Origin of the sequence: Burkholderia sp. MSMB1588 (assembly GCF_001546925.1) — a bacterium.
In the GTDB taxonomy this organism is placed as follows: Bacteria; Pseudomonadota; Gammaproteobacteria; order Burkholderiales; family Burkholderiaceae; genus Burkholderia; species Burkholderia humptydooensis.
This window is the reverse complement of sequence record NZ_LNJS01000001.1, coordinates 2,928,395-2,951,736: the sequence shown is the minus strand read 5'-3', so window position 1 is coordinate 2,951,736 and position 23,342 is coordinate 2,928,395. Positions and strand designations below refer to the sequence as shown.

The window sequence follows — 23,342 nt, the reverse complement described above, 5'->3', positions numbered from 1 at the left end:
TGCGCAACCGCAGAGACTCAAAAATACCCGATTCGTTCCCGGTGCGACGGCGGGAGTGTAAGCGCAAACGTGCTCATTCCGCCGCCTTGAAGGTAATCGTAATCTCGGATGGGGTGCGACCGTTGGTATCGGGCGGCAGCGGCACCGACGCCTGGATCGCGTTGATGACCGCCTGATCCCACCCCGAATTTCCGCTCGACCGGCGGATCGACGTGCTGAGCACATCGCCCGACGGCGTACAGCGGATCGCGACGACGGTCACGAGGCTGTCGCGCTCGCCCGCCCACACGATGTTCGGCTTCACGCGCCGGCGGACTTTGTCCGCATACCCCGGCGACGCCGCGTTGCCGCCCGAGCCCGTGCCGGTGCCGCTCTTCGCGAGGCCTTCGCCGCCGCCCGAGCCGCCGCCCGCGATGCCTTGCAACTGCGCGAGGCGCGCCTGGCGCTCCTTGTCGAGCTTCGCCTTCGCGGCGGCGTTCGCCTTGGCGGCCGCTGCGGCCTTCGCCGCTTTCTCGGCTTTCTCGGCGTCCGCCTTCTTCTGCGCGGCGAGTTGCTCCTGTTTCTTTTGCTGTTCGAGCTTTTGTTGCTCGAGCTTCTGCTGTTCGATTTTGCGCTGCTGCTCCGCCAACTGCTGCTGCCTGAGCTTCTCCGCCTGCTTCTGCTTCTCGCGCTCGGCGGTCTTTTGCGCAGCGAGTTGCTGCGCCTTCAACTGCTGCCGGCGCTGCTCCTCGAGCTGCGCCTCGCGGGCGGCCGCGGCCTGCTGCTCGCGCCGTTTCTGCTGCAGCGCGATGTCCGCTTCCTCGTTCTTTACGGGCGGCGGGGGAGGGGCGACTTTCACGGGCGGCGTCGGCACCGGCTGCGGCGTCGACGTGTCCGGCACCGACGTCCACAGCTCGGCTTCCGCACCGGCCGGCGTGCTGTTCTGCCAATGCACGCCGTGGTACAGGAAAAGCGCGAGCAGCACGTGCATCAGGGCGGCAAGCAGGAACGCGCGGCCTGTGCCGCGCTCGCGCGGCGGCCGGGGCGGATAGGCGGCGGTGCGCGACTGGCGAGGCTTCATTGCGATTTGACGAGCAGACCGACGCGCTTCACGCCGCGCGCCTTCAGATCGGACATCACGGTCATCACCGCGTCATATTGAACCGTCTTGTCGGCCGCGATCACGACGGGCTGATCCGGGTGGTCGGCCTGGCGCGCGGCAATGAAGCTGTTGAGCTCGGCCTTCGTCATCGTGTCTTCCTGCGACGCGCCCGAATCGCCCTTGTAGCGGACGCTGATCCTGCCGTCGGCCCGGATGTTGACGACGACGGGCGGCGTCTGTTCTTGCGGCGCGGCGTTGCCGACGGTCGGCAGATTGACGATCGACGGCGCGACGAGGGGCGCCGTCACCATGAAAATGACGAGCAGCACGAGCATCACGTCGATGTAGGGCACGACGTTGATGTCGGCCATCGAGCGGCGCGAGCGGCCGCCGCGCATGCTTGAACGAATGGGGGTGCCGGCCATCGCGTGCTCCTTATTGCGCCTGGCGCTGCAGGATGTTCGAGAACTCTTCGATGAACGTTTCGAAGCGGATCGCGAGACGGTCGATGTCGTGCGCGTAGCGGTTGTACGCGACCACGGCCGGAATCGCGGCGAACAGGCCGATCGCGGTCGCGACGAGCGCCTCGGCGATGCCCGGCGCGACGTTCGCGAGGGTCGCCTGCTGAACGTTCGCGAGGCCGCGGAACGAGTTCATGATCCCCCAGACCGTGCCGAACAGGCCGATGTACGGGCTCACCGAGCCGACGGACGCGAGGAACGACAGATTCGACTCGAGGACGTCCATCTCACGCTGGAATGATGCGCGCATTGCGCGGCGCGCGCCATCGAGGAGCAGCGCCGGATCGTTCAGACGTTTTTCCTTCGCCTTCAGGAATTCGCGCATCCCCGATTCGAAGATCCGCTCGAGCGCGCCGATCGTGTGGCGGTTGTTCGCGGCGCTCTGGTACAGCGCCTGCAGGTCGCCGCCCGACCAGAAGTCGCGCTCGAAGCGCTCGGTTTGCGCGCGGGCGCGGCGGATTGCGAACCATTTGCGGAAGATGAACGTCCACGACATCAGCGACAGGACGAGGAGAAGCCCCATCACCGCCTGGGCGAGCACGCTCGCGTTGAGGACGAGGGAAATGATCGACAGGTCTTGAGAAGTGTTCATAGAGGTTTGTGTAACGTCCCTTCGGGGAGGCCTGGCCAGGATGTATCCGGCCGGCGCGCTCCGGCGGCGTCCGGGTAGAGCGGTCGGCTGCGCGCCGCGCAGCCGGACAACTTTCCGCCGAACCCTGCTTAGTGGCGGATCATGGGGTCGAGTTCATCAGCTCTGTCTAAACGGCACTCACGCATACGCCGTTGACACGGCTGGCCGGCCGCTTGCGGCCGGTCCGCGCTCGAGCGCGGCGAAGACGGGGGGCGGAATCGCAGCCGGCTTGAATGCCGAGCGGTCGACGCAGCCGATCCGGATGCCGGCCGCGACGAGCAGCGTGTCACCCCGCCACGCCTGCTGTTCGAATTCGACGCTCGCGCGGCCGATGCGCGCGATTCTGCAGACGATTTGCAGCGTGTCGTCGAGCCGCGCCGGTGCGCGGTAGTCGAGGTTTGCGTGGCGGACGATGAAGATCGCGCCTGTTTCGTCGGCGACCCGGCTCTGGTCGATCCCGCATGCACGCAGCCACTCGGTGCGTGCGCGTTCGAAGAATCTCAGGTAATTCGCGTAATAGACGACGCCGCCGGCGTCGGTGTCTTCGTAATACACGCGGACCGGCCACGCGAAGTCGGGCGCCGCGTCGGGCTGTCGGCTGGGTTCGATCATGGCGCGCATTCTACCGGAACGGGCGACCCCGATTCCCCTGATTCGTAACGGAATGTTGCCTTCGCCGGACGGCCGCCGGACCGCGCGCGCGGCCCGGCGCCGCGCTTAGCCGCGGTGGACGGTGAGACCGGCGGGCGCCTGCGCGACGGGCATCATTTCGATCGTGTTGATGTTCACGTGCGCGGGGCGAGTGGCGATCCAGTAGATCGTGTCGGCGATGTCTTCGGCGGTGAGCGGCTGGACGTTCGCGTAGACGTTCGCCGCTTTCTCGTCGTCGCCGCGGTAGCGCACGTTCGAGAATTCGGTGCCGCCGCAGAGGCCCGGCTCGATGTCGGTGACGCGCAGCGGCGTGCCGATCAGGTCGGCGCGCAGGTTCAGGCTGAACTGGCGCACGAACGCCTTGGTCGCTCCATAGACATTGCCGCCCGGGTACGGATAGCTGCCCGCGACCGAGCCGAGGTTGAAGATATGGCCGCGGCCGCGCTCGACCATGCCGGGCAGCAGCGTGCGCGTGACCGTGACGAGGCCCGAGCAGTTGGTGTCGATCATCGTCTGCCACTCGTCGAGGCTCGCCTTGTGCGCGGGCTCGACGCCGAGCGCGAGCCCCGCGTTGTTGACGAGGACGTCGACCGCGGCGAATTCCGCAGGCAGCCCGGTCGGCACGGCCTCGACGGCCGCGCGGTCGCGCACGTCGAGCTCGATCGGCAACAGGGCGCCGCCGAGCTCGGCGGCGAGCGCGTCGAGGCGCTCCTTGCGGCGTGCGGAGGCGACGACGCGGTGGCCGCCCTTGACGAAGGCGCGGGCGATGGCGGCGCCGAAACCTGCCGACGCACCGGTGACGAACACGATCATTGCTGCTGCTCCTAAAACGAGGCTTGCTGGGGGGAACCCGTTAGCCTACTGGCATCGCGGCGGTGCGGCAAGGTGCGGCGGCGCTCGCTTGCGACACCCGCGGCAAACCCCCGCCCGGCGCGCCTCGTGGATTTGTCCCCCAATATGATTCGGGACAGCCGACGCGGTTGCCTATTCATGGCGCATCCAATAAACTAACGCGCTCAATACCCCCTGCGTGACTGGCGATACGGCCTTTCGGGGTCAAGGTGGAGCATCCCACCGTGAAGCGCAGGGCGTCGCTTTTGCCGTTCGCCTGGGCAGCCGTTGTGCGCGCCGCGTTGCGTGCTTTGCCGGTGGCTGTCCCGCCTCGCGTTCCTCGGAATCCTTCCGCCACGTCGAGCCGGTTGCGCCGCCGGCTGCGCGACGTCCTCGGCCACTTCGGTCAACCTGTACACACTTAACGGAAACCGTATGTTTGACAGAGCCCAAAGCACCATTGCGAACGTTGATCCCGAGATCTGGCAAGCGATCCAGCAGGAAAACGTCCGTCAGGAAGAGCACATCGAGCTGATCGCGTCGGAGAACTACACGAGCCCGGCCGTGATGGCGGCGCAAGGCTCGCAGCTCACGAACAAGTACGCGGAAGGCTATCCGGGCAAGCGCTATTACGGCGGCTGCGAATACGTCGACATCGTCGAGCAGCTCGCGATCGACCGCGTGAAGGCGCTGTTCGGCGCCGAAGCCGCGAACGTGCAGCCGAACTCGGGCTCGCAGGCGAACCAGGGGGTGTTCTTCGCGATGCTCAAGCCGGGCGACACGATCATGGGCATGAGCCTCGCGCACGGCGGCCACCTGACGCACGGCTCGCCCGTCAACATGTCGGGCAAGTGGTTCAACGTCGTGAGCTACGGCCTGAACGAGAACGAAGACATCGACTACGAAGCCGCCGAGAAGCTCGCGCACGAGCACAAGCCGAAGCTGATCGTTGCCGGCGCGTCGGCATTCGCGCTGAAGATCGATTTCGAGCGTCTCGCGAAGATCGCGAAGGCGGTCGGCGCGTACCTGATGGTCGACATGGCGCACTACGCTGGCCTGATCGCGGCGGGCGTGTATCCGAACCCGGTGCCGCACGCCGATTTCGTCACGACGACGACGCACAAGAGCCTGCGCGGCCCGCGCGGCGGCGTGATCCTGATGAAGGCCGAGTACGAGAAGCAGATCAACTCGGCGATCTTCCCGGGCATCCAGGGCGGTCCGCTGATGCACGTGATCGCCGCGAAGGCCGTCGCGTTCAAGGAAGCGCTGTCGCCGGAATTCAAGGCATACCAGCAGAAGGTGGTCGAGAACGCGCGCGTGCTGGCGGAAACGCTGGTGAAGCGCGGCCTGCGCATCGTGTCGGGCCGCACCGAAAGCCACGTGATGCTTGTCGATCTGCGCGCGAAGAACATCACCGGCAAGGCGGCGGAAGCGGCGCTCGGCAATGCGCACATCACGGTCAACAAGAACGCGATCCCGAACGATCCGGAGAAGCCGTTCGTGACGAGCGGCGTGCGTCTGGGCTCGCCGGCGATGACGACGCGCGGCTTCGGCCCGCAGGAAGCCGAACTCGTCGGCAACCTGATCGCCGACGTGCTCGAGAGTCCGGAAGACGCGGCGACGATCGAGCGCGTGCGCGCGCAGGTCGCCGACCTGACGAAGCGTTTCCCGGTCTATCGCTGATCGGCCATGCGCTGCCCGTTCTGCCGGCACGACGATACGCAAGTGGTGGATTCGCGCGTGTCGGAAGACGGCGCCGCGATCCGTCGGCGTCGGCGCTGCTCGGCTTGCGACAAGCGTTTCACGACGTACGAGCGCGTCGAGCTGGCGTTGCCGGCCGTCGTGAAGAAAGACGGCAGCCGCACTGAATTCGACCGCCGCAAGATCGTCGCGAGCATGCAACTGGCGCTGCGCAAGCGCCCGGTTGCAGCCGATGCGATCGACGCGGCGGTCGCCCGCATCGAATATCAGTTGCTCGCGTCCGGCGAGCGCGAAGTCCGCAGCGAGAAGCTCGGCGAGCTTGTGATGAACGAGCTGCGCCAGCTCGATACGATCGCCTACGTGCGTTTCGCGTCTGTTTACCGGCGGTTCGAAGACGTCTCCGAATTCGCGGACGTGATCGAGGAATTCCGCCGCACGGCGCCCGCGAAACCGCCGCGCAAGCGTTGAGCTTGCGCATTCCGTTTCCCGTTTCGTTTCCCATTCCATTCGTTTCTCCCGCGTAGCACGCGGTTGTGTGCTCGCCTGGGCGATTGTCGTGCGTCCGGCTGCGGCGCGCGACTCGGCCGTTCGGCAGATGGTCGGCGTTTGCCGGCGCGGGTACAGTCGGCGCATCGGATTCAAGGAGAGGTCGATGCGATCGGAGCGTGGCAGGCGAGCAATGGCGGGCTTCGTGCTCGTCGAGTTGATGGTCGCGCTCGTGCTGGTTGCGCTTGTCGCGACGCTGACCGTGCCGACGCTCGCCGGCGCTCGGATGCGTGATCGGGTCGACGCGCGTGCGCGCGTGTTCGGCGCATTGCTCGCCTATGCGCGCGGCGAGGCGGTGAGGCTCGGCAGGCGCGTAGTGCTGTGCCGCAGCGATGCGACTGCGAAATGTATTGCGGCGGGGCGGCCGTGCGACAACGGGGCGGCCGACTGGTCATGCGGCTGGACCGTCGCCGTCGCGGACGGCGAGCGCGGGACGCGCGTGTTGCGCCGTATCGCGCGTGATGTCCGAGTCGCCGTGACGGGCGCGACCGTCGACGTCATATTCACGCCGCCCGCGGGCCAGGTGATTGGCGGCTTCCGGAGTTTCGAATTTGCGCCGAGCGACGCATCGGGCGCGTGGCATGGCGAGCGCTGGCGCCGTTGCCTGCGGATCGCGGCGGGCGGTCGCGTGCGATTTGCCGAAGGCGGTTGCGGGGGGCCGGCATGACGTGTCCTCGGTCGATGCGCGGGAGCACGCTGCTCGAAGCGGCGATTGCGTGTGCGCTGCTCGCAGTCGCGGCGCTTGGCGTGGTTGCGGCATTGCTCGCGGCGATACGAGGCGAGCGCGACGCCTTGGCACGCGAGCAGGCGATGCTCGTCGCCGATTCGTGGGCGGAGATGGCGCGAGCCGGTGGGCCGTCGGGCATCGATTGGGACGCGTCGATGTCCGGATTGCGCCACGGGAAGCTCGTAGCGACGGCCTCAGGTGCGGGCATTTCGAGCGTACGGATCGAATGGGAACGGCCGGGGGCGGTCGCCGCGGGGCCGTTGCGTTGCGACGGCGATGTCGCGGCGGCACGCGCTGCCGCCAAGCCATGCGCGACACTCGCTTATGCATCGGCGGATCGCCTATGACGCGAGCGACACGCTGGCGCGCACACACGCTGATCGAGGTGATGATCGCGATGGCGCTCGGCTTGATGATCCTGCTTGCCGCGATGTCCCTCTATCGCGTGCAGCGGGCCGCCTATTCGGCTGCGGCCGATGCCGCGCGCTTGCGCGACGCGGCGCAGGCAGCGCTCGCGCTGATCGCGCAGCAGATCCAGATGGCGGGCTTCGTTCCGATCGACGCGCACGATGCGCGGCCGGTATCGGGGCTGTTCGGCTGCGCGGCGGGACGACCCGTCAACGCCGACGGGCACGCTGCATGCGATTCGCTGGCGAGCGGTTCGGACGGCCTCGTCGTCCGCTACGTAGGAGATGGCGTCTCCACGTGGCCGACGGCGGGCGGACAGGCGACGGACTGTCTTGGCCAGGGTGTCGGCGCGGCCGACACGCAGCCGCTGGTCGTCAACCGCTTTTACGCGCGCATCAGCGCGTCGACGGGCGAACCGGAGCTGTACTGCGAAGGCAGCGGCAGACCCGGCATCGCGCAGCCGCTCGTCGAAGGCGTCGAGCGCTTGCGTCTGCGCTACCGGCTGCACGGCGCCGCGCGATGGGCCGATGCATCGGCCTTGTCTGCCGACGACTGGGCCAATGTGACCGCTGTTTCCGTTTGCGTGCAAGTACGAGGCATGCGCACGGGGCGCCCGGTGCGTTACGTCGACTGCGAGGGGCGAATGGCGAGCGCGCCGGACACGCGCGCGAGACTTTCGTTGCGACGATATGTTGCGGTCCGTAATCGAGCCGGCACATGACGCGTTCCATAGTCGGGCTGCATGCGGAGCGACCACGGGTGGTCCGGAAACGTTCGACGCCGCGTGATGCGCCGCGGCGGCGCGAGTCGCCGATGCGCGGTTCGCGGGGCGTCGCGCTGCCGGGCGTACTCGCCTTGACGGCTTCGCTCATCGTGATGTCGTTCGCGTGGTTCGAGATCGCGAAGACGGAGGTCCAGCGCATGACGAGCGTCGCGAGCCGATCCATTGCATTTCGCGCAGCGGATGCCGCACTCGAAGCATGCGCGGACGCGCTGGAGAGTAGCGCGGCGCCATTCCCGTCGGCAAGCGGCGGTGGGACGCCGACGCGCGAGCCGAGCGGGTGGCGACAACCGGGCGTATTCGACGGCATCGGCGCATTCAGTCCGTACGCCGGATGGCCGGGCGCGGCGCAGGCGCCAAGCTGCTTGATCGAAGCGTGGAAGTTGCCGGCGCGCCCCGACGTGCGCGCCTACCTCGTGACCGCCCGCGGCGTGGGCGCGACGCACGATACGGTCGAGTGGCTGCAATTGCAGATTGCGATCGAGAGCGGGCGCGTCGAACGCAGGTGGCGCCGGGTCGTGGGAAGACCAGCATAGAAAGAAGAGGAAATAGCGATGTCGTGTACTGAACGCAGCGCGCGCTTGCGAGGCTTTACATTGATCGAAGTGGTCGTTGCGCTCGCGATCGTGGCCGTGCTCGCGGCGTTTGCCGTGCCGTCGTATCGCAGCCATGTCGAACGAGGGAACCGGCTGACCGCGATTGCCGCGCTATATCGCGCCGCACAGTACGCGGACGCGTTCGGTGAAGCGCCGCCCACCGCATTACCGGAAGGGATGAACCGGGCGCCCGATTCCGGCAAGGTTCTCTACGTGCTGCGGATCACGTTCGACGACGCGCGCGGCGGATACGCACTGGAGGCGAGTCCAGCCGCCGATGGAGCGATGCGCGACGACAAATGCGGCGTCTACGTGCTGCATGCAGACGGCACGCGCGAGAATCGCGTTGCCGAGGGAGGCACGTTCGATGGAGGCGCGCCGGGAACCGATGCGTGCTGGCGAGCCGGCTAGATGTGACGCGTCGAGAGCCGATTGCCCGACGCCGGAAACGGGGCAGCCGGTGCGATCGGATTCGCGGTCCGCGGCTGACGAGCGCTATGGGCGTGTGCTGCGCGGTGCCTCGGCGTCGGATGCGTCGTCGCCGTTCTTTGCCTGCTTCCAGATCTGGTAGGCCTCCCAAACCGCGAAGCCGACGGCGCCCCACTTGAGCGCGGGGCGCGCGCTCGCGCGCAGCAGCGCGCGCACGGGCTTTGCGAGCACGACGGACGCCAGCGAGCTCAACAGCGGATACTGGCTGACGAGCGCGCCGAGCATCGCGTTCACGTTCCTCGCCGACTTGCCGAGCGACCCGCCCGACACCCCGGGCACGAGAAGCTTCAGCCATTTGAAATGCGTGACGGACTGGCGCAGCTCGGCGCCCGCCTGCGCGAGCTCCAGGCGCTCGACGTCGGAGCGCAGGATCAGCAGTTCCTTGCGCAGCGCGCGGTACTGGGCCGCGCTCATGTGCCGCTTCTGCGAAGCGGCGTGGAATCGTTGTTCCGGGGCGGAGTGACTCATGGCGCGTCGACGTGGAGTGGGCGGGAAGAGGGGGAGCGCGGCCGCGCGTTCACGGCTTGCCGCGGAACAGCTCGCGGTCCTTTTCGAGTTCGTTCAGCGTCGCTTCGAACACGACGGGCGCGTTGCGCAGTCCCGAGCGCGCCCTCAGCCAGCAGGCGAACGCGCCGAGCGCGTAGAGCGCGGTGATGGCGGCGAGCGATTGCCAGCGGTAGGTATCCCAGAACGCGATCGCGACGAGCACCGTCAGGCTGATGAGCGCCATCGTCGCGAGCATCATCGCGGCGAGTCCGAGAAAGAGCACGCCCATCAGGCGTTCCTTCTCCTCGGCGAGCTCGATGCCGACGAGTTCGAGCCGGGTCTGCAGCAGAGCGAACACCGAGCCGAGCAGGCGGCGAAGCGGTCCGTGCCCGGACTGGTGCGATGAGGTTTCTGTCGTCATGGAAGAGGTGCTTGCGCGCGGAGAACGGCCGGCGCCGCAACGGGCCGGAGCGCATGGCCCCGGCCGTCGCGCGGAGGCGGGCGGGCCGGGGGCTGTCTCTCGCGGTGGCGTGCCGCGTTACTTGCGATTGATCAGAAGGCCGATCAGCACGCCGACGCCGGCCGCGACGCCGATCGACGTCCACGGATGCTCGTGCACGTAGTCGTCGGTGGCGCGCGCCGCCTTCTTGCCTTTCTCGACCACGACCACCTGAACGTCGGTCGCCTTCTCCTTCGCCTGTTTCAGGCGTGCAAGCGCCTTCTCGCGCAGCTCGGTCGCACGGTCGCCCGTGCTGCTCGCGGCCTGCTTCAGCAGGTCTTCCGCGTCCGCGAGAACAGTTTTGATATCCGACATCAGTTTCTCCTTGTTGACTTCAGACATTGCGACTCCCTTCTTGCCGAGGCGGGTTGTCCTACGGGCATCGTAGCGAAACCCGTGCCTGCGGGCGAGCGCGGCGGCCCGGCGCGCAGGCGGCGCAAGATCGCGCTTGAGTAGCATGGTAAACGACTTGCCGTGACAATAGAGAGCCGATCCGGAACGAAAAAGTTTCCGGGATTGTTAAATCGCGCCCGGCAAAAATGATAAAAAGGCATGAATATCTGACGGAATAATCGTTCGCTCCGGCCGCGGGATCACTTAAGCTAAAAAACTGTCCGGATGCATCGTGTGTCCGGGCACCCAACCCATGCAAGTTCAAGGAGCTGCAACATGAGTCTACGTCTTGGCGACATCGCGCCGGATTTCGAGCAGGATTCGAGCCTTGGCCGCATCAAATTCCATGAATGGCTCGGCAATAGTTGGGGTGTCCTGTTCTCGCATCCGGCTGACTACACGCCCGTCTGCACGACGGAGCTCGGCCTGACCGCGAAGCTCAAGGGCGAATTCGAGAAGCGCAACGTGAAGGTGATCGCGCTGTCGGTCGACAGCGTGGAGTCGCACAAGGGCTGGATCGACGACATCAACGACACGCAGGCGACGAGCGTCGGCTTCCCGATCATCGCCGACGGCGACCGCAAGGTCTCGGAACTCTACGACATGATCCATCCGAACGCGAACGAGACGCTGACCGTGCGCTCGCTGTTCGTGATCGATCCGAACAAGAAGGTGCGCCTCATCATCACCTACCCGGCGAGCACCGGCCGCAACTTCGACGAAGTGCTGCGCGTCATCGATTCGCTGCAGTTGACCGACAATTACAAGGTCGCGACGCCCGGCAACTGGAAGGATGGCGACGACGTCGTGATCGTGCCGTCGCTGCAGGACCCGGAAGAGCTGAAGCAGCGCTTCCCGAAGGGCTTCAAGGCGGTGCGCCCGTACCTGCGCCTGACGCCGCAGCCGAACAAGTAAGCGGCTTGCGCGCCGCGCGTTGACGCGGCTTGAAGGTCATGCGATAACGAAAGCCCCGGCACGGTCGCCGGGGCTTTTTCGTTTGCCGCGCCGCCTGGGCGATGCGGCCGCATCCGCGCGACGTTCGTCAAACTCAGAAGAACGCCTGAATCCCGGTCTGCGCGCGGCCGAGGATCAGCGCGTGAATGTCGTGCGTGCCTTCGTAAGTGTTCACCACTTCGAGGTTCACGAGGTGGCGCGCGACGCCGAATTCGTCCGAGATGCCGTTGCCGCCCAGCATGTCGCGGGCGAGGCGGGCGATGTCGAGCGCCTTGCCGCACGAATTGCGCTTCATGATCGACGTGATCTCGACGGCGGCGGTGCCTTCGTCCTTCATCCGGCCGAGCCGCAGCACGCCCTGCAGGCCGAGCGTGATCTCGGTCTGCATGTCCGCGAGCTTCTTCTGGATCAACTGGTTCGCGGCGAGCGGGCGGCCGAACTGCTTGCGGTCGAGCACGTACTGGCGCGCGATGTGCCAGCACGACTCGGCCGCGCCGAGCGCGCCCCACGCGATGCCGTAGCGTGCCGAATTCAGGCACGTGAACGGCCCGCGCAGGCCCTTCACGCCCGGCAGGATGTTTTCGTCGGGGACGAACACTTCGTCGAGCACGATCTCGCCCGTGATCGACGCGCGCAGGCCCACCTTGCCGTGGATCGCCGGCGCCGACAGGCCCTTCCAGCCCTTCTCGAGGATGAAGCCGCGGATCTCGTCGCGGCCGTCCTCGTCGAGCTTCGCCCAGACGACGAATACGTCGGCGATCGGCGAATTCGTGATCCACATCTTCGAGCCGGACAGCGAGTAGCCGCCCGGCACCTTCTGCGCGCGCGTGACCATGCTGCCCGGGTCGGAGCCGTGGTTCGGCTCGGTCAGGCCGAAGCAGCCGATCCATTCGCCCGTTGCGAGCTTCGGCAGGTACTTTTCCTTCTGCGCGTCGGAGCCGAATTCGAAGATGGGCACCATCACGAGCGACGACTGCACCGACATCATCGACCGATAGCCCGAATCGACGCGCTCGACCTCGCGCGCGATGAGCCCGTAGCTCACGTAGTTGAGGCCGGGGCCGCCGTACTGCTCGGGAATCGTCGGCCCGAGCAGGCCGACCTCGCCCATTTCGCGGAAGATCGCCGCGTCGGTGGTCTCGTGGCGGAACGCCTGCGTCACGCGCGGCGCGAGCTTGCCCTGCGCGTAAGCGTTCGCGGCGTCGCGCACCATGCGCTCGTCGTCGGTGAGCTGCTGGTCGAGCAGCAACGGATCGTCCCAATGGAAGGTTGCGGCAGCCATCTCGTCATCTCCTCACTTGACTATAGTTCCGCTATGCGGAACAATGTTTTGCAAATTGAACCCAGTGTATCACCGCATGAATTTTCCGACCATCGATGCCGACACGCTCGACGAACGCAAGTTCGTCGTCGCTCTCGCGCGGGGGCTCGATCTGCTGCGCGCGTTCAGGCCCGGCGAGACGATGCTCGGCAACCGCGACTTCGTCGAGCGCACCGGCTTGCCGAAGGCGACCGTCAACCGGCTCGCGTACACGCTTACCGTGCTCGGCTGTCTGCGCTACGACGACGCGCTCGGCAAGTACGCGCTCGATGCGGGCGTGCTGTCGCTCGGCTACGCGCTGCTCGCGGGCTCGGACACGCTCGCGCTCGCGCGGCCGCACATGCAGGCGCTCGCGCACGAGATCGGCGCGGCGGTGTCGCTCGGTTGCCGCGACGGGCTCGACATGATCTACCTGGAGACGATCCGCAGCGAGACGGCGCTGACGCTCGGGCTCGCGTCGGGGTCGCGGCTGTCGATGCTGACGAGCTCGATGGGGCGTGCGTATCTTGCGGTGCAGCCGCCCGACGCGCGCGCGGCGCTCTTTGCCGAGCTGCGCAAGACGGCGGGGAAGGGGCGGGCGGGGGCGGCGCTCGTCGACGCGGCGGAGCATGCGGTCGACGCATTCGCCGTCGATGGCTGCTGTTACTCGTTTCGCGACTGGCACGAGGACGTGAACGCTGCCGCCGTGCCGTTTCGCGAGCCGCGCGAAGGGCGCTGGCTGATTCTCAGTTGCAGCGGGCCGGCGTCGTCGATGGGCGAGGACGTGTTCCGCAGCCGGATCGGCCCGAAGCTGAAGGCGCTCGCCCGGCGGCTCGGGGAGCTGGGCTGAGCCGGCGCGGGACCGTCGCCGTTCGATTTGCCGCCGCGCGCGTCGAGGCGAGGCGGCATGCGGCTGCAATCGGTTGTATCGTAGATGCCGATTTTCATCGCTGTATCCCGGTGCCGCGTGAACAGGAGGTTTGTGATGTCGAGCTCGGAATCCCTGGAAGGCGGGTGCGCGTGCGGCGCAATTCGTTACCGGATCGTCGGCACGCCTGCGGACGCCGGCTTCTGTCATTGCCGGCTGTGTCAGCGGACGACGGGCGCCGCCGTGCTCGCCTGGGCGACGGTGCCGCTCGGCGCGTTCGAGTACGTGAAGGGCGAGCCGCGCGTGTTCGCGTCGAGCGCGTGGGGCGAGCGGCGCTTCTGCGCGCAGTGCGGCGCGCAGCTCGAATACCGGCGGTCGGATGCGCCTTCGACGGTCGAGGTCAATTACGCGACGCTCGACGATCCGTCGGCGATCACGCCGAAAGCGCATACGTGGTACGCGAGCCGCATCCCCGGCCTGGAAGTGGCGGGCGGTTTGCCGGTGCGCGACGACGGCGACCACTGAGCCGAGCCGGCGTCGCGCGAGCGCGGCCGCCCATCGCGCGCATTCCGCCCGGCGCGCGGCGCGCCGGGCGCTGCATCGCCCGCGAGCGCCCGCGTCCCGTCAGACCGCGGCCGGCTGCGAGAACACCGGCCCCTGCACGAGCCGCACGTCGTACTGACGCAGCAGCTCGAACTGCGCCTCGTCGACGACGTGATCGAAGATGAGCGGAATGCGCACGCGCTGCGCATAGCCGACGAGCGCCTTCACCATCCCTTCCCGCAGCGCGATCGCGGCGTCCATCTTGATGTAGTCGGGCCGCGCCATGTCCGATTCGACGGCGAGGATGCGCCCCGGATCGGGCAGCTTGTCGGCGACCTTGAAGCCGTAGTGCTGATAACTCTTCGTCAGATAGCCGAGGAACGTCTTGTGCGCGACGGCCGCCGCCGGCAGCTCGATCACGACGCGCTCGGGCGGTAGCCCGAAGCTCTTGAGCACGGTCGAGAAGTGCTTGCCGTGGTCGTACTTGACGCTCTTCAGCAGCCGTTCGTGCACGCGCAGGAACAGCAGGCCGTGCCGCTGCGCGCCGAAGAAGTTGATCGCGTGCAGGCTGCGCGCGAGCCGGTCGAGCGCGACGAGCTCCTGATCGTCGGCGACGGCGCCGATCGGATCGAACGGTGCGCCGCCCGCGTGCGTGACCGCCTGGAAGCCGAGTTCGTCGCCGTAGCGCTCGATCGCGTCGGAGAGCGACGTCGATTGCGGCGCGCCCGGCATCGACACGTCGTAGATCGGCTCGTAGACGCTCTCCAGCTTGAGACCGCGCAGGTGCGCGTATGCGCCCTGCGCGCCGTCTTCGAGCGCAAGGTGGTCGCACAGGAACGGGAGCTTGCCCGCGCGGGCGACGAGCTCGGGAATGGTGGGCGGAACCATGGACTCCGGAAGGAAGAAAGGCGGCCGAAACGGCCGCCGTATATGAACGATAGTAGCAGCGCCGCGCGCGATTGGCTGCGTGAGTTGCTCATATCGATATCGGTTCCGCGCCGACGCCTAGGGTATACGATGATTTCACTAATCGTAATTGGTTTTACTATTCGTAAATCATGATGTTGACGCAGATCAAGTAATCCGGTCAATCAGGCGCGCGGCTTGCCCGACGAAAGCGGCGCATCCCTCAATACGGAGCAAGGAGCGACAAATGGCGGGTGACAAGAAATTTGCATCGCAGGCGGATCTGGCCGAGAAGAAGGTGACGTTCGAGCGGCTGTCCGAGCACGCCTACGCCTATACGGCGGAAGGCGATCCGAACACGGGGATCGTCGTCGGCGACGACGCGGTGCTCGTCGCCGACACGCAGGCGACGCCCGTGATGGCCGAGGACGTGATCCGCCGGATCCGCGAAGTCACCGACAAGCCGATCAAGTACGTGCTGCTCACGCACTACCACGCGGTGCGCGTGCTGGGCGCGTCCGCGTACGGCGCCGACCACGTGATCGCGAGCCAGGACACATACGACCTGATCGCCGAGCGCGGCGCGGCCGACATGAAGAGCGAGATCGAGCGCTTCCCGCGCCTGTTCCGCTCGGTCGAGTCGGTGCCGGGCCTCACGTGGCCGACGCTCACGTTCAAGGGCGAGATGACGCTGCGGCTCGGCAGGCTCGAAGTGAAGATCATGCAGCTCGGCCGCGGCCACACGAAGGGCGACACGGTCGTGTGGCTGCCGCAGGACAAGGTGCTGCTGTCGGGCGACCTCGTCGAATACGGCGCGACGCCGTATGCGGGCGACGCGTACTTCCAGGACTGGCCGGCGACGCTCGACGCGATCGCGGCGCTCGGGCCCGAGAAGCTCGTGCCGGGGCGCGGCGCCGCGCTGAAGACGCCGCGGGAAGTCGCCGACGGCCTAGCGGGCACGCGCGCGTTCGTGAGCGAGCTGTACGCGAAGGTGAAATCGGGCGCGGCGGCGGGCCGGGACCTGAACGCGATCTACAAGGAGACCTACGCGCAACTGAAGCCGAAGTTCGGCGACTGGGTGATCTTCGACCACTGCATGCCGTTCGACGTGACGCGCGCGTTCGACGAGGCCACGCAATACCCGGACCCGCGGATCTGGACGGCCGAGCGCGACAAGGACATGTGGCACACCCTCGAAGGCTGAGCGCGGCGGGCGACATCATGACCATCGATTATCAGACGCTGAAGTTCGACTATCGCCCGCGCGCGGCCGGCGCGGACGAAGGCGAACCGCATCCGGCCGTCGTCGTCGGCGCGGGGCCCGTCGGGCTCGCGGCGGCGATCGATCTCGCGCAGCAGGGCGTGCCCGTCGTGCTGCTCGACGACGACGACACGCTGTCGGCCGGCTCGCGCGCGATCTGCTTCGCGAAGCGCACGCTCGAGATCTTCGATCGACTCGGCTGCGGCGAGCGGGTCGCGCAAAAGGGCGTGAGCTGGCACGTCGGCAAGGTGTTCCTGCAGGACGAGCTGATCTATGCGTTCGACCTGCTGCCGGAAGTCGGGCACGCGCGGCCCGCGTTCGTCAATCTGCAGCAGTACTACGTCGAAGGCTATCTGGCCGAGCGCGCGCTCGAGCTGCCGAACCTCGATCTGCGCTGGAAGAGCCGCGTGACGGGCATCCGGCAGACGCCCGAGCATGCGGAGCTCGACGTCGACACGCCGGAGGGGCCGTACACGCTGCGTGCGCGCTACGTGATCGCGGCGGACGGCTCGAAGAGCCCGCTGCGCGCGATGATGGGGCTCGACAGCCGCGGCCGCACGTTCAAGGACCGCTTCCTGATCGCCGACGTGAAGGTGAAGGCGCCGTTCCCGGCCGAGCGCTGGTTCTGGTTCGATCCGCCGTTTCATCGCAATCAGTCGGTGCTGCTGCACCGGCAGCCGGACGACGTGTGGCGCATCGATTTCCAGCTCGGCTGGGACGCCGATCCCGTCGCCGAGAAGGCGCTGGAGCGCGTGATTGCGCGCGTGCGCGCGCTGCTCGGGCCGAACGTCGAGTTCGAGCTCGAATGGGTGAGCGTCTACACGTTCCGCTGCCAGCGGATGGATAGCTTCCGCCACGGCCGCGTGCTGTTCGCGGGCGATTCCGCGCACGGCGTATCGCCGTTCGGCGCGCGCGGCGCGAACAGCGGCGTGCAGGACGCGGACAACCTCGCGTGGAAACTGAAGCTCGTGCTCGACGGCCGCGCGCCCGATCGCCTGCTCGACACGTATGCGCGCGAGCGCGAATTCGCGGCCGACGAGAACATCCGCAATTCGACGCGCTCGACCGACTTCATCACGCCGAAGAGTCCGATCTCGCGCGTGTTTCGCGACGCGACGCTCAAGCTCGCGCGCGACTGCGAGTTCGCGCGCAGGCTCGTGAACAGCGGCCGGCTGTCGGTGCCCGCCGTGCTCGCCGTTTCGCCGCTCAACACGCCCGATCGCGCGGGCGAGACGTTCGAGCGCGCGCCGGCGCCGGGCGCGGTCGCGCTCGATGCGCCCGTGCTCGCGAACGGCGCGCCCGGCTGGCTGCTGCCGCATCTGACGGGGGGCTTCGTCGGCATCCTGTTCGGCTCGATCGACGATGCGGGCGCGCTCGTCGACGCGACGCGCGGCCACGCGCTGCCCATCGCGCCCGTGCTCGTCGTGCCGAAGGGCGACGCGCGCGCGGTCGCGGGCGTCGACGTGATCGAGGACAGCGAAGGGCTCGCCGCGCAGCGCTACGACGCGCGCCCCGGCACGTTCTATCTGCTGCGCCCGGACCAGCACGTGTGTGCGCGCTTTCGCACGGCGGATGCAAACGCGGTGCGCGCGGCGCTCGCCCGCGCGATCTGCAACGCGTGAGCGAAAAAAAACATCGACCAAGACCAGGAGACACCCGATGCACCTCGACACCCGCTTGCGTCTGCCCGATCCGGACGCGTTCTACGAGGCGCTGATCGACATGCACCGCGATCTGCCCGACAGCGAGAGCCAGCTCGTCAACGCGAAGCTGATCCTGCTGCTCGCGAACCAGATCGGCGACATCGACGTGCTGCGCGAAGCGATGGCGCTCGCGCGCAGCGGCGCGGCCACGCTCGAAGGCGCGCCCGGCGCGCCTGCGCTGCGATGAGCGCGGGCGGGAGCGCGGCGCGCGTGCTCGAAGTCGAGCGCGTGATCGACGACACGCACCGGCCCGCGTTTCACGCGATGCTGCTCGCGCTGTGCGGGCTGTGCCTCGTGATCGACGGCTTCGACGCGCAGGCGATGGGCTACGTCGCGCCGAGCGTGATCGCCGAATGGGGCGTGAAGAAGCAGGCGCTCGGGCCCGTCTTCAGCGCGAGCCTGTTCGGGATGCTGCTCGGCGCGCTCGGCCTGTCGGTGCTCGCCGACCGGATCGGCCGGCGCCCCGTGCTGATCGGCGCGACGCTGTTTTTTGCGCTGACGATGCTCGCGACGCCGTTCGCGACGTCGATTCCGACGCTGATCGCGCTGCGCTTCGTCACGGGCCTGGGGCTCGGCTGCATCATGCCGAACGCGATGGCGCTCGTCGGCGAATGCAGCCCGAGCGCGCGTCGCGTGAAGCGGATGATGATCGTGTCGTGCGGCTTCACGGCCGGCGCGGCGCTGGGCGGCTTCGTCAGCGCCGCGCTGATTCCGGCGTTCGGCTGGCGCGCGGTGTTCTTCGTCGGCGGCGCGGTGCCGCTCGCGCTCGCGGCCGCGATGGCCGCGCGCCTGCCCGAATCGCCGCAACTGCTCGTGCTGCGCGGCCGGCACGACGCGGCGCGCGCGTGGCTCGCGAAGTTCGCGCCGCAGCTTGCGGTCTCGCCCGATACGCGGCTCGTCGTGCGCGAAGCGGGGCCGCAGGGCGCGCCCGTCGCCGAGCTGTTCCGCGCGGGGCGCGCGAGCGTCACGCTGCTCTTGTGGGCGATCAACTTCATGAACCTGATCGACCTGTACTTCCTGTCGAACTGGCTGCCGACCGTGATGCGCGACGCGGGCTATGCGAGCGGCACGGCCGTCATCGTCGGCACCGTGCTGCAGACGGGCGGCGTGATCGGCACGCTGTCGCTCGGCTGGTTCATCGAGCGGCACGGCTTCGTGCGCGTGCTGTTCGCGTGCTTCGCGTGCGCGACGGTCGCGGTCGGCCTGATCGGCTCGGCCGCGCACGCGTTCGTCTGGCTGCTCGCAGCCGTGTTCGTCGGCGGCTTTTGCATCGTCGGCGGACAGCCCGCGGTCAACGCGCTCGCGGGCCACTATTACCCGACGTCGCTGCGCTCGACGGGCATCGGCTGGGGCCTCGGCGTGGGCCGTGTCGGCTCCGTGCTCGGGCCGCTCGTCGGCGGGCAACTGATCGCGCTCGGCTGGTCGAACGACGCGCTGTTTCACGCAGCGGCCGTGCCGGTGCTGTGCTCGGCCGTCTTCGTGCTCGGCCTCGCGGGCGTGACGCGGCGGCGCGGCGCGCCCGCATCGAACGTCGCTTGAATGGAGAGAACGACAATTATGGCACTGAATTTTTCGAAACCGGGCGAAGCCGGCTACCAGAGCGGCTTCGCGAACGAATTCGCGACCGAGGCGCTGCCGGGCGCGCTGCCGCACGCGCGCAACTCGCCGCAGCGCGCGCCGTACGGGCTCTACGCGGAGCAACTGTCCGGCACCGCGTTCACCGCGCCGCGCGGCCATAACCGCCGGTCGTGGCTGTACCGGATCCGGCCCGCCGCCATGCACCGGCCGTTCGAGCTCGTGTCCGGCGAGCGCCGGATCGTCGCCGATTTCGGCGATTCGGACGACGTGCCGCCGACGCCGCCGAACCAGTTGCGCTGGGACCCGCTGCCGATGCCCGCGCAGCCGACCGATTTCGTCGACGGCTGGGTGACGATGGCGGGCAACGGTTCGGCCGCCGCGATGAGCGGCTGCGCGATCCACCTGTACGCGGCGAACCGCTCGATGCGCGAGCGCTTCTTCTACAGCGCGGACGGCGAACTGCTGATCGTGCCGCAGGAAGGGCGGCTCTTCATCATGACGGAGCTCGGCCGGCTCGACGTCGAGCCGTTCGAGATCGCAGTGATTCCGCGCGGCGTGCGCTTTGCGGTCGCGCTGCCGGACGGGCACGCGCGCGGCTATGTCTGCGAGAACTTCGGCGCGCTGCTCCGGTTGCCGGACCTCGGGCCGATCGGCTCGAACGGCCTCGCGAATCCGCGCGATTTCCTGACGCCGAACGCGTCGTACGAGGATCGCGAAGGCGCGTTCGAGCTCGTCGCGAAGCTCAACGGCCGGCTCTGGCGCGCGGACATCGATCATTCGCCGTTCGACGTCGTCGCATGGCACGGCAACTACGCGCCGTACAAGTACGATCTGCGTCACTTCAACACGATCGGCTCGATCAGCTACGACCATCCGGACCCGTCGATCTTCCTCGTGCTGCAGTCGCAATGCGACACGCCGGGCGTCGACGCGATCGACTTCGTGATCTTCCCGCCGCGCTGGCTCGCGGCCGAGGATACGTTCCGCCCGCCGTGGTTCCACCGCAACGTCGCGAGCGAGTTCATGGGGCTCGTGCACGGCGTCTACGACGCGAAGGCCGAGGGCTTCATGCCGGGCGGCGCGAGCCTGCACAACTGCATGTCGGGCCACGGGCCGGACGCGGAGACGTTCGAGAAGGCTTCCTCGATCGACACGTCGACGCCGAACAAGGTCGGCGACACGATGGCGTTCATGTTCGAGACCCGCACGCTGATCCGGCCGACGCGCTTTGCGCTCGACACCGCGCAGCTCCAGGCGAACTACTTCGAATGCTGGCAGGGCCTCAAGAAACATTTCAATCCGGAGCAACGATGAGCGCCATTCCCGACGCGCTGCGCGCGAGCCTCGATCCTTCCCGCAAGAGCTGGCTCGACGCGGCGAACGACGCCGCGTGCGACTTCCCGATCCAGAACCTGCCGTTCGGCGTCTTCAGCGATGCGCGCAACCCGTCGCGTCGCGCGGGCGTCGCGCTCGGCGACCGGATCGTCGACTTGGCCGAGCTCGCGCGCGCGGGCCTGTTGACGGTCGAGGGCGGGGCGGCCGTGTTCGAGCGGCCGGCGCTGAACGATTTCATCTCGCTCGGCCGCGACGCGTGGCGCAGCGTGCGCATCCAGTTGAGCGCGCTGTTCGAGCGCGGCTGCGCGCGGCTGCGCGACGACGCGGCGCTGCGCGCGCGCGTGCTCGTCGAGCAGCGCGACGCGACGCTGCATCTGCCCGTCGACATTCCCGGCTACACCGATTTCTATTCGTCGAAGGAACACGCGACGAACGTCGGCTCGATGTTTCGCGATCCGAAGAACGCGCTGCTGCCGAACTGGTCGGAGATGCCGATCGGCTACAACGGCCGAGCGTCGTCGGTCGTCGTGAGCGGTACGCCGGTGCGCCGGCCGAACGGTCAACTGAAGCTGGCTGACCGCGACCGTCCGGTGTTCGGCGCGTGCCGCAAGCTCGACATCGAGCTGGAGACGGGCTTCATCGTCGGCCGCGGCAACGCGCTCGGCGAGCCGATCGCGTGCGAGGACGCGGAGTCGCACATCTTCGGAATGGTGCTGCTCAACGATTGGAGCGCGCGCGACATCCAGCAATGGGAATACGTGCCGCTCGGGCCGTTCAACGCGAAGACGTTCGCGACGTCGATCTCGCCGTGGATCGTTACGCTCGACGCGCTCGAACCGTTCCGCACCGCGCAGCCGAAGCAGGCGCCGGAGCCGCTCGCGTATCTGCGTCACGGCGGCGAGCATGCGTTCGACGTCACGCTCGAAGTGCGGTTGAAGCCGGACGGCGCGGCCGGCGCGACGACGATCGCGCGCACGAACTTCAAGCACATGTACTGGACGATGGCGCAGCAGCTCGCGCATCACACGGTGTCGGGCTGCAACACGCGGGTCGGCGACCTGATGGGCTCGGGCACGATCAGCGGGCCGGCGAAGGATGCGTTCGGCAGCCTGCTCGAGCTGACGTGGAACGGCAAGGAGCCCGTCGCGCTCGCGGACGGCGGCACGCGCGCGTTCATCGAGGACGGCGACGAGCTGACGCTCGCCGGCTGGTGTCAAGGCGACGGGTATCGCGTCGGCTTCGGCACGTGCGTCGGGAAGATTCTGCCGGCGTTGAACCGATGATGCGGTAGGGCGCGCAGAGCGCCGCGACGCGACGGCGGCGATCACCGCATTGCGTCAACGCCCCTGCCGCGTGGCGCGCATCGGCAACGCGCGCCGCTCCCACAGCGCCGCGCCGACGAACGCGAGCGCCGACACGATCAGCACGCCGATCAGCGCGTCGCCGCCGAACTGCTCCATCAGCGCGCCCGCGACGAGCGGCCCGCCGAAGCTCGCCGCGCTCCACGACGCCGACACGAGCGAGCTCGCGGTCACGAGCGCCGAGCCGCGGAAGCGCTCGCCGCACGCGACGAGCGACAGCGTATAGACGCTGCCCGCCGCCGCGCCGAGCACGAAGAGGAGCGGCCAGCAGAGCCACGGCGTCGCGATGACGAAGGGCACGAGCGGCAGCAGCGCGAGCACGACGCCCCCCGCGCCGATGTGCACGCGCTCGCGGCCGAGCTTGTCGGCGAGCCAGCCGATCGGGAATTGCATCGCGGTGTCGCCGAACAGCAGGATCGCCGCGAACAGCACGGCCGCCTCGCTCGCGACGCCGCGCGCCATCGCGAAGAGCGGCAGCAGCGAGAGGGCAAGCGTGTCGAACAGCGCGAAGAACGCGGTGCCTGCGACGAGCGCGGGCATCTTAGGCATCACGCGCGTCCAGCGATCGTGCGCGTCGTGGTGCGGCTCGTCGGCGATGGGCGTCTTGCGGATCGACGCGAGCGACGGCAGCGCGAGCAGAAAGAGCGCGCCGCTCAACGCGAAGCGCACGTGCGTCATGCCGGCGATCTGGCTCACGAGCACGGGCCCGGCCATCTGGAACAGCGTGAAGTTCGTCGCGTAGATCGCGACGACGCGGCCGCGCGTCGCATCGTCGGCGAGCTGGTTGACCCAGGCCTCGCCGATCGTGAAGAGCAGCATCAGCGCGGCGCCGCAGACGACGCGCAGCACGCCCCAGACGGCGAGGCTCGACGTGAACTGCATCAGCGCGGTTGCCGCGGCGAGCACGATCACCGATGCGACGATCACCTGCCGCCCGCCGAGCCGCTTCGTGATTGCCGCGACGAACGGCACGACGGCGAGGCCGCCGCCCGCCTGCGCGGCGGTCAGCATGCCGACGATGCGGGTGCCGTGGCCCGCTTCGGTGAGCGCGAGCGCGGTGAGGGGGAGCGTCGCGCCCGTGCCCAGGCCGACGACGGCAACGCTGAGAATGAGCGCGAGAAAATCGCGGGTGAGGATCGTTTTCATGACGGCCGTGATGCTACCACCGGCGGATGGCCTGGCGTCGCGCCAT

The 23,342-nt window shown here is 68.1% G+C and carries 27 protein-coding genes and 1 riboswitch; of the genes, 16 read left to right on the top strand and 11 right to left on the bottom strand.

Going from position 1 to position 23,342, the window contains the following annotated elements:
* Positions 1-73 precede the first annotated feature (73 nt).
* The 5 genes from tolA to WS92_RS25170 all read right to left on the bottom strand — a co-directional run bounded on the left by tolA (position 74) and on the right by WS92_RS25170 (position 3,697).
* Positions 74-1,060: a cell envelope integrity protein TolA gene (tolA, locus tag WS92_RS25190; protein ID WP_059930894.1), complete on the bottom strand. Its 987-nt coding sequence runs from the start codon at positions 1,058-1,060 to the stop codon at positions 74-76.
* A complete protein-coding gene (gene tolR, locus WS92_RS25185) occupies positions 1,057-1,506 on the bottom strand; it encodes a protein TolR (protein WP_009913442.1) in 450 nt (149 codons plus the stop codon). The genes tolA and tolR overlap by 4 nt, the downstream gene beginning before the upstream one ends.
* Positions 1,507-1,516: 10 nt before the next feature.
* The gene (tolQ, locus tag WS92_RS25180; RefSeq protein ID WP_006025431.1) at positions 1,517-2,194 is read right to left on the bottom strand and encodes a protein TolQ; all 678 of its coding nucleotides are present in this window, start codon (positions 2,192-2,194) and stop codon (positions 1,517-1,519) included.
* A gap of 177 nt (positions 2,195-2,371) precedes the next feature.
* A complete protein-coding gene (gene ybgC, locus WS92_RS25175) occupies positions 2,372-2,854 on the bottom strand; it encodes a tol-pal system-associated acyl-CoA thioesterase (protein WP_041861591.1) in 483 nt (160 codons plus the stop codon).
* A 96-nt stretch (positions 2,855-2,950) separates the two neighbouring features.
* On the bottom strand, positions 2,951-3,697 hold the full coding sequence (locus tag WS92_RS25170) for an SDR family NAD(P)-dependent oxidoreductase (RefSeq protein ID WP_006025433.1): 747 nt from the start codon (positions 3,695-3,697) through the stop codon (positions 2,951-2,953).
* 207 nt (positions 3,698-3,904) lie between these two features.
* A riboswitch (ZMP/ZTP riboswitch) is annotated at positions 3,905-4,005 on the top strand.
* Positions 4,006-4,150: 145 nt separating this feature from the next.
* On the opposite strand from WS92_RS25170, the gene glyA reads away from it, so the two are divergent.
* From glyA to WS92_RS25135, 7 genes are all read left to right on the top strand, one after another.
* Entirely contained in the window at positions 4,151-5,398 is a 1,248-nt protein-coding gene (gene glyA / locus WS92_RS25165; protein ID WP_015602357.1) for a serine hydroxymethyltransferase, read from the top strand.
* A 6-nt stretch (positions 5,399-5,404) separates the two neighbouring features.
* Positions 5,405-5,884 (top strand): transcriptional regulator NrdR, encoded by a 480-nt coding sequence (gene nrdR / locus WS92_RS25160; RefSeq protein WP_006025436.1) that lies wholly within the window; start codon positions 5,405-5,407, stop codon positions 5,882-5,884.
* Positions 5,885-6,068: 184 nt separating this feature from the next.
* The gene (locus WS92_RS25155; protein WP_041861592.1) at positions 6,069-6,629 is read left to right on the top strand and encodes a GspH/FimT family protein; all 561 of its coding nucleotides are present in this window, start codon (positions 6,069-6,071) and stop codon (positions 6,627-6,629) included.
* Complete coding sequence (locus WS92_RS25150; RefSeq protein WP_015602272.1) at positions 6,626-7,036, top strand: hypothetical protein; 411 nt, start codon at positions 6,626-6,628, stop codon at positions 7,034-7,036. The genes WS92_RS25155 and WS92_RS25150 overlap by 4 nt, the downstream gene beginning before the upstream one ends.
* Complete coding sequence (locus WS92_RS25145; protein ID WP_015601284.1) at positions 7,033-7,818, top strand: type IV pillus assembly protein; 786 nt, start codon at positions 7,033-7,035, stop codon at positions 7,816-7,818. Before WS92_RS25150 ends, WS92_RS25145 begins: the two co-directional genes overlap by 4 nt.
* 92 nt (positions 7,819-7,910) lie before the next feature.
* Positions 7,911-8,414, top strand: a complete 504-nt coding sequence (locus WS92_RS25140; protein ID WP_171845241.1) for a hypothetical protein — start codon at positions 7,911-7,913, stop codon at positions 8,412-8,414.
* 18 nt (positions 8,415-8,432) lie between these two features.
* A complete protein-coding gene (locus WS92_RS25135) occupies positions 8,433-8,885 on the top strand; it encodes a type IV pilin protein (RefSeq protein ID WP_059930890.1) in 453 nt (150 codons plus the stop codon).
* 84 nt (positions 8,886-8,969) lie between these two features.
* Here the strand turns inward: WS92_RS25135 and WS92_RS25130 are convergent, their stop codons facing one another.
* The 3 genes from WS92_RS25130 to WS92_RS25120 all read right to left on the bottom strand — a co-directional run bounded on the left by WS92_RS25130 (position 8,970) and on the right by WS92_RS25120 (position 10,290).
* Positions 8,970-9,377, bottom strand: a complete 408-nt coding sequence (locus WS92_RS25130; RefSeq protein ID WP_006025442.1) for a DUF3318 domain-containing protein — start codon at positions 9,375-9,377, stop codon at positions 8,970-8,972.
* A 103-nt stretch (positions 9,378-9,480) separates the two neighbouring features.
* Positions 9,481-9,870, bottom strand: coding sequence for a phage holin family protein (locus tag WS92_RS25125; protein WP_059930888.1), 390 nt, complete (start codon positions 9,868-9,870; stop codon positions 9,481-9,483).
* Positions 9,871-9,987: 117 nt separating this feature from the next.
* On the bottom strand, positions 9,988-10,290 hold the full coding sequence (locus tag WS92_RS25120; RefSeq protein WP_006025444.1) for an ElaB/YgaM/YqjD family protein: 303 nt from the start codon (positions 10,288-10,290) through the stop codon (positions 9,988-9,990).
* Positions 10,291-10,617: 327 nt separating this feature from the next.
* Between WS92_RS25120 and WS92_RS25115 the strand changes: the two genes are divergently transcribed.
* Positions 10,618-11,256: a peroxiredoxin gene (locus WS92_RS25115; RefSeq protein WP_006025445.1), complete on the top strand. Its 639-nt coding sequence runs from the start codon at positions 10,618-10,620 to the stop codon at positions 11,254-11,256.
* Between the two features lie 133 nt (positions 11,257-11,389).
* Here WS92_RS25115 and WS92_RS25110 read toward each other — a convergent pair whose 3' ends face one another.
* Complete coding sequence (locus tag WS92_RS25110) at positions 11,390-12,577, bottom strand: acyl-CoA dehydrogenase (protein ID WP_009913435.1); 1,188 nt, start codon at positions 12,575-12,577, stop codon at positions 11,390-11,392.
* A gap of 76 nt (positions 12,578-12,653) precedes the next feature.
* On the opposite strand from WS92_RS25110, the gene WS92_RS25105 reads away from it, so the two are divergent.
* Both WS92_RS25105 and WS92_RS25100 read left to right on the top strand, forming a co-directional pair.
* The gene (locus WS92_RS25105) at positions 12,654-13,445 is read left to right on the top strand and encodes an IclR family transcriptional regulator (RefSeq protein WP_059930886.1); all 792 of its coding nucleotides are present in this window, start codon (positions 12,654-12,656) and stop codon (positions 13,443-13,445) included.
* 135 nt (positions 13,446-13,580) lie between these two features.
* On the top strand, positions 13,581-13,988 hold the full coding sequence (locus WS92_RS25100; protein ID WP_059930884.1) for a GFA family protein: 408 nt from the start codon (positions 13,581-13,583) through the stop codon (positions 13,986-13,988).
* A 99-nt stretch (positions 13,989-14,087) separates the two neighbouring features.
* On the opposite strand, the gene WS92_RS25095 is transcribed toward WS92_RS25100, so the two are convergent.
* The gene (locus WS92_RS25095) at positions 14,088-14,894 is read right to left on the bottom strand and encodes an EAL domain-containing protein (RefSeq protein ID WP_006025449.1); all 807 of its coding nucleotides are present in this window, start codon (positions 14,892-14,894) and stop codon (positions 14,088-14,090) included.
* Between the two features lie 265 nt (positions 14,895-15,159).
* On the opposite strand from WS92_RS25095, the gene WS92_RS25090 reads away from it, so the two are divergent.
* Genes WS92_RS25090 through fahA form a run of 6 tightly spaced genes read left to right on the top strand, consistent with a single transcriptional unit; the run spans position 15,160 to position 22,072 of the window.
* Positions 15,160-16,116 (top strand): MBL fold metallo-hydrolase, encoded by a 957-nt coding sequence (locus WS92_RS25090; protein WP_006025450.1) that lies wholly within the window; start codon positions 15,160-15,162, stop codon positions 16,114-16,116.
* A gap of 17 nt (positions 16,117-16,133) precedes the next feature.
* Positions 16,134-17,795: an FAD-dependent oxidoreductase gene (locus WS92_RS25085; RefSeq protein ID WP_059930882.1), complete on the top strand. Its 1,662-nt coding sequence runs from the start codon at positions 16,134-16,136 to the stop codon at positions 17,793-17,795.
* Between the two features lie 37 nt (positions 17,796-17,832).
* Positions 17,833-18,063 carry a DUF2783 domain-containing protein gene (locus WS92_RS25080; protein WP_015600091.1) on the top strand — a complete coding sequence of 77 codons (231 nt, stop codon included), beginning with the start codon at positions 17,833-17,835 and terminating at the stop codon, positions 18,061-18,063.
* Positions 18,060-19,415, top strand: coding sequence for an MFS transporter (locus tag WS92_RS25075; RefSeq protein ID WP_006025453.1), 1,356 nt, complete (start codon positions 18,060-18,062; stop codon positions 19,413-19,415). The genes WS92_RS25080 and WS92_RS25075 overlap by 4 nt, the downstream gene beginning before the upstream one ends.
* A gap of 18 nt (positions 19,416-19,433) precedes the next feature.
* Complete coding sequence (hmgA, locus tag WS92_RS25070; protein ID WP_015601085.1) at positions 19,434-20,768, top strand: homogentisate 1,2-dioxygenase; 1,335 nt, start codon at positions 19,434-19,436, stop codon at positions 20,766-20,768.
* The gene (fahA, locus tag WS92_RS25065) at positions 20,765-22,072 is read left to right on the top strand and encodes a fumarylacetoacetase (protein WP_059930880.1); all 1,308 of its coding nucleotides are present in this window, start codon (positions 20,765-20,767) and stop codon (positions 22,070-22,072) included. Before hmgA ends, fahA begins: the two co-directional genes overlap by 4 nt.
* 54 nt (positions 22,073-22,126) lie before the next feature.
* Here the strand turns inward: fahA and WS92_RS25060 are convergent, their stop codons facing one another.
* Positions 22,127-23,296 carry an MFS transporter gene (locus tag WS92_RS25060; protein ID WP_006025456.1) on the bottom strand — a complete coding sequence of 390 codons (1,170 nt, stop codon included), beginning with the start codon at positions 23,294-23,296 and terminating at the stop codon, positions 22,127-22,129.
* Positions 23,297-23,342: the final 46 nt, after the last annotated feature.

Excerpts from the sequence above, each read along its gene's own strand:
- tolA (WP_059930894.1), bottom strand. The coding sequence starts at position 1,060 with ATGAAGCCTCGCCAGTCGCGCACCGCCGCCTATCCGCCCCGGCCGCCG.
- tolR (WP_009913442.1), bottom strand. The coding sequence starts at position 1,506 with ATGGCCGGCACCCCCATTCGTTCAAGCATGCGCGGCGGCCGCTCGCGC.
- tolQ (WP_006025431.1), bottom strand. The coding sequence starts at position 2,194 with ATGAACACTTCTCAAGACCTGTCGATCATTTCCCTCGTCCTCAACGCG.
- ybgC (WP_041861591.1), bottom strand. The coding sequence starts at position 2,854 with ATGCGCGCCATGATCGAACCCAGCCGACAGCCCGACGCGGCGCCCGAC.
- WS92_RS25170 (WP_006025433.1), bottom strand. The coding sequence starts at position 3,697 with ATGATCGTGTTCGTCACCGGTGCGTCGGCAGGTTTCGGCGCCGCCATC.
- glyA (WP_015602357.1), top strand. The coding sequence starts at position 4,151 with ATGTTTGACAGAGCCCAAAGCACCATTGCGAACGTTGATCCCGAGATC.
- nrdR (WP_006025436.1), top strand. The coding sequence starts at position 5,405 with ATGCGCTGCCCGTTCTGCCGGCACGACGATACGCAAGTGGTGGATTCG.
- WS92_RS25155 (WP_041861592.1), top strand. The coding sequence starts at position 6,069 with ATGCGATCGGAGCGTGGCAGGCGAGCAATGGCGGGCTTCGTGCTCGTC.
- WS92_RS25150 (WP_015602272.1), top strand. The coding sequence starts at position 6,626 with ATGACGTGTCCTCGGTCGATGCGCGGGAGCACGCTGCTCGAAGCGGCG.
- WS92_RS25145 (WP_015601284.1), top strand. The coding sequence starts at position 7,033 with ATGACGCGAGCGACACGCTGGCGCGCACACACGCTGATCGAGGTGATG.
- WS92_RS25140 (WP_171845241.1), top strand. The coding sequence starts at position 7,911 with ATGCGCGGTTCGCGGGGCGTCGCGCTGCCGGGCGTACTCGCCTTGACG.
- WS92_RS25135 (WP_059930890.1), top strand. The coding sequence starts at position 8,433 with ATGTCGTGTACTGAACGCAGCGCGCGCTTGCGAGGCTTTACATTGATC.
- WS92_RS25130 (WP_006025442.1), bottom strand. The coding sequence starts at position 9,377 with ATGAGCGCGGCCCAGTACCGCGCGCTGCGCAAGGAACTGCTGATCCTG.
- WS92_RS25125 (WP_059930888.1), bottom strand. The coding sequence starts at position 9,870 with ATGACGACAGAAACCTCATCGCACCAGTCCGGGCACGGACCGCTTCGC.
- WS92_RS25120 (WP_006025444.1), bottom strand. The coding sequence starts at position 10,290 with ATGTCTGAAGTCAACAAGGAGAAACTGATGTCGGATATCAAAACTGTT.
- WS92_RS25115 (WP_006025445.1), top strand. The coding sequence starts at position 10,618 with ATGAGTCTACGTCTTGGCGACATCGCGCCGGATTTCGAGCAGGATTCG.
- WS92_RS25110 (WP_009913435.1), bottom strand. The coding sequence starts at position 12,577 with ATGGCTGCCGCAACCTTCCATTGGGACGATCCGTTGCTGCTCGACCAG.
- WS92_RS25105 (WP_059930886.1), top strand. The coding sequence starts at position 12,654 with ATGAATTTTCCGACCATCGATGCCGACACGCTCGACGAACGCAAGTTC.
- WS92_RS25100 (WP_059930884.1), top strand. The coding sequence starts at position 13,581 with ATGTCGAGCTCGGAATCCCTGGAAGGCGGGTGCGCGTGCGGCGCAATT.
- WS92_RS25095 (WP_006025449.1), bottom strand. The coding sequence starts at position 14,894 with ATGGTTCCGCCCACCATTCCCGAGCTCGTCGCCCGCGCGGGCAAGCTC.
- WS92_RS25090 (WP_006025450.1), top strand. The coding sequence starts at position 15,160 with ATGGCGGGTGACAAGAAATTTGCATCGCAGGCGGATCTGGCCGAGAAG.
- WS92_RS25085 (WP_059930882.1), top strand. The coding sequence starts at position 16,134 with ATGACCATCGATTATCAGACGCTGAAGTTCGACTATCGCCCGCGCGCG.
- WS92_RS25080 (WP_015600091.1), top strand. The coding sequence starts at position 17,833 with ATGCACCTCGACACCCGCTTGCGTCTGCCCGATCCGGACGCGTTCTAC.
- WS92_RS25075 (WP_006025453.1), top strand. The coding sequence starts at position 18,060 with ATGAGCGCGGGCGGGAGCGCGGCGCGCGTGCTCGAAGTCGAGCGCGTG.
- hmgA (WP_015601085.1), top strand. The coding sequence starts at position 19,434 with ATGGCACTGAATTTTTCGAAACCGGGCGAAGCCGGCTACCAGAGCGGC.
- fahA (WP_059930880.1), top strand. The coding sequence starts at position 20,765 with ATGAGCGCCATTCCCGACGCGCTGCGCGCGAGCCTCGATCCTTCCCGC.
- WS92_RS25060 (WP_006025456.1), bottom strand. The coding sequence starts at position 23,296 with ATGAAAACGATCCTCACCCGCGATTTTCTCGCGCTCATTCTCAGCGTT.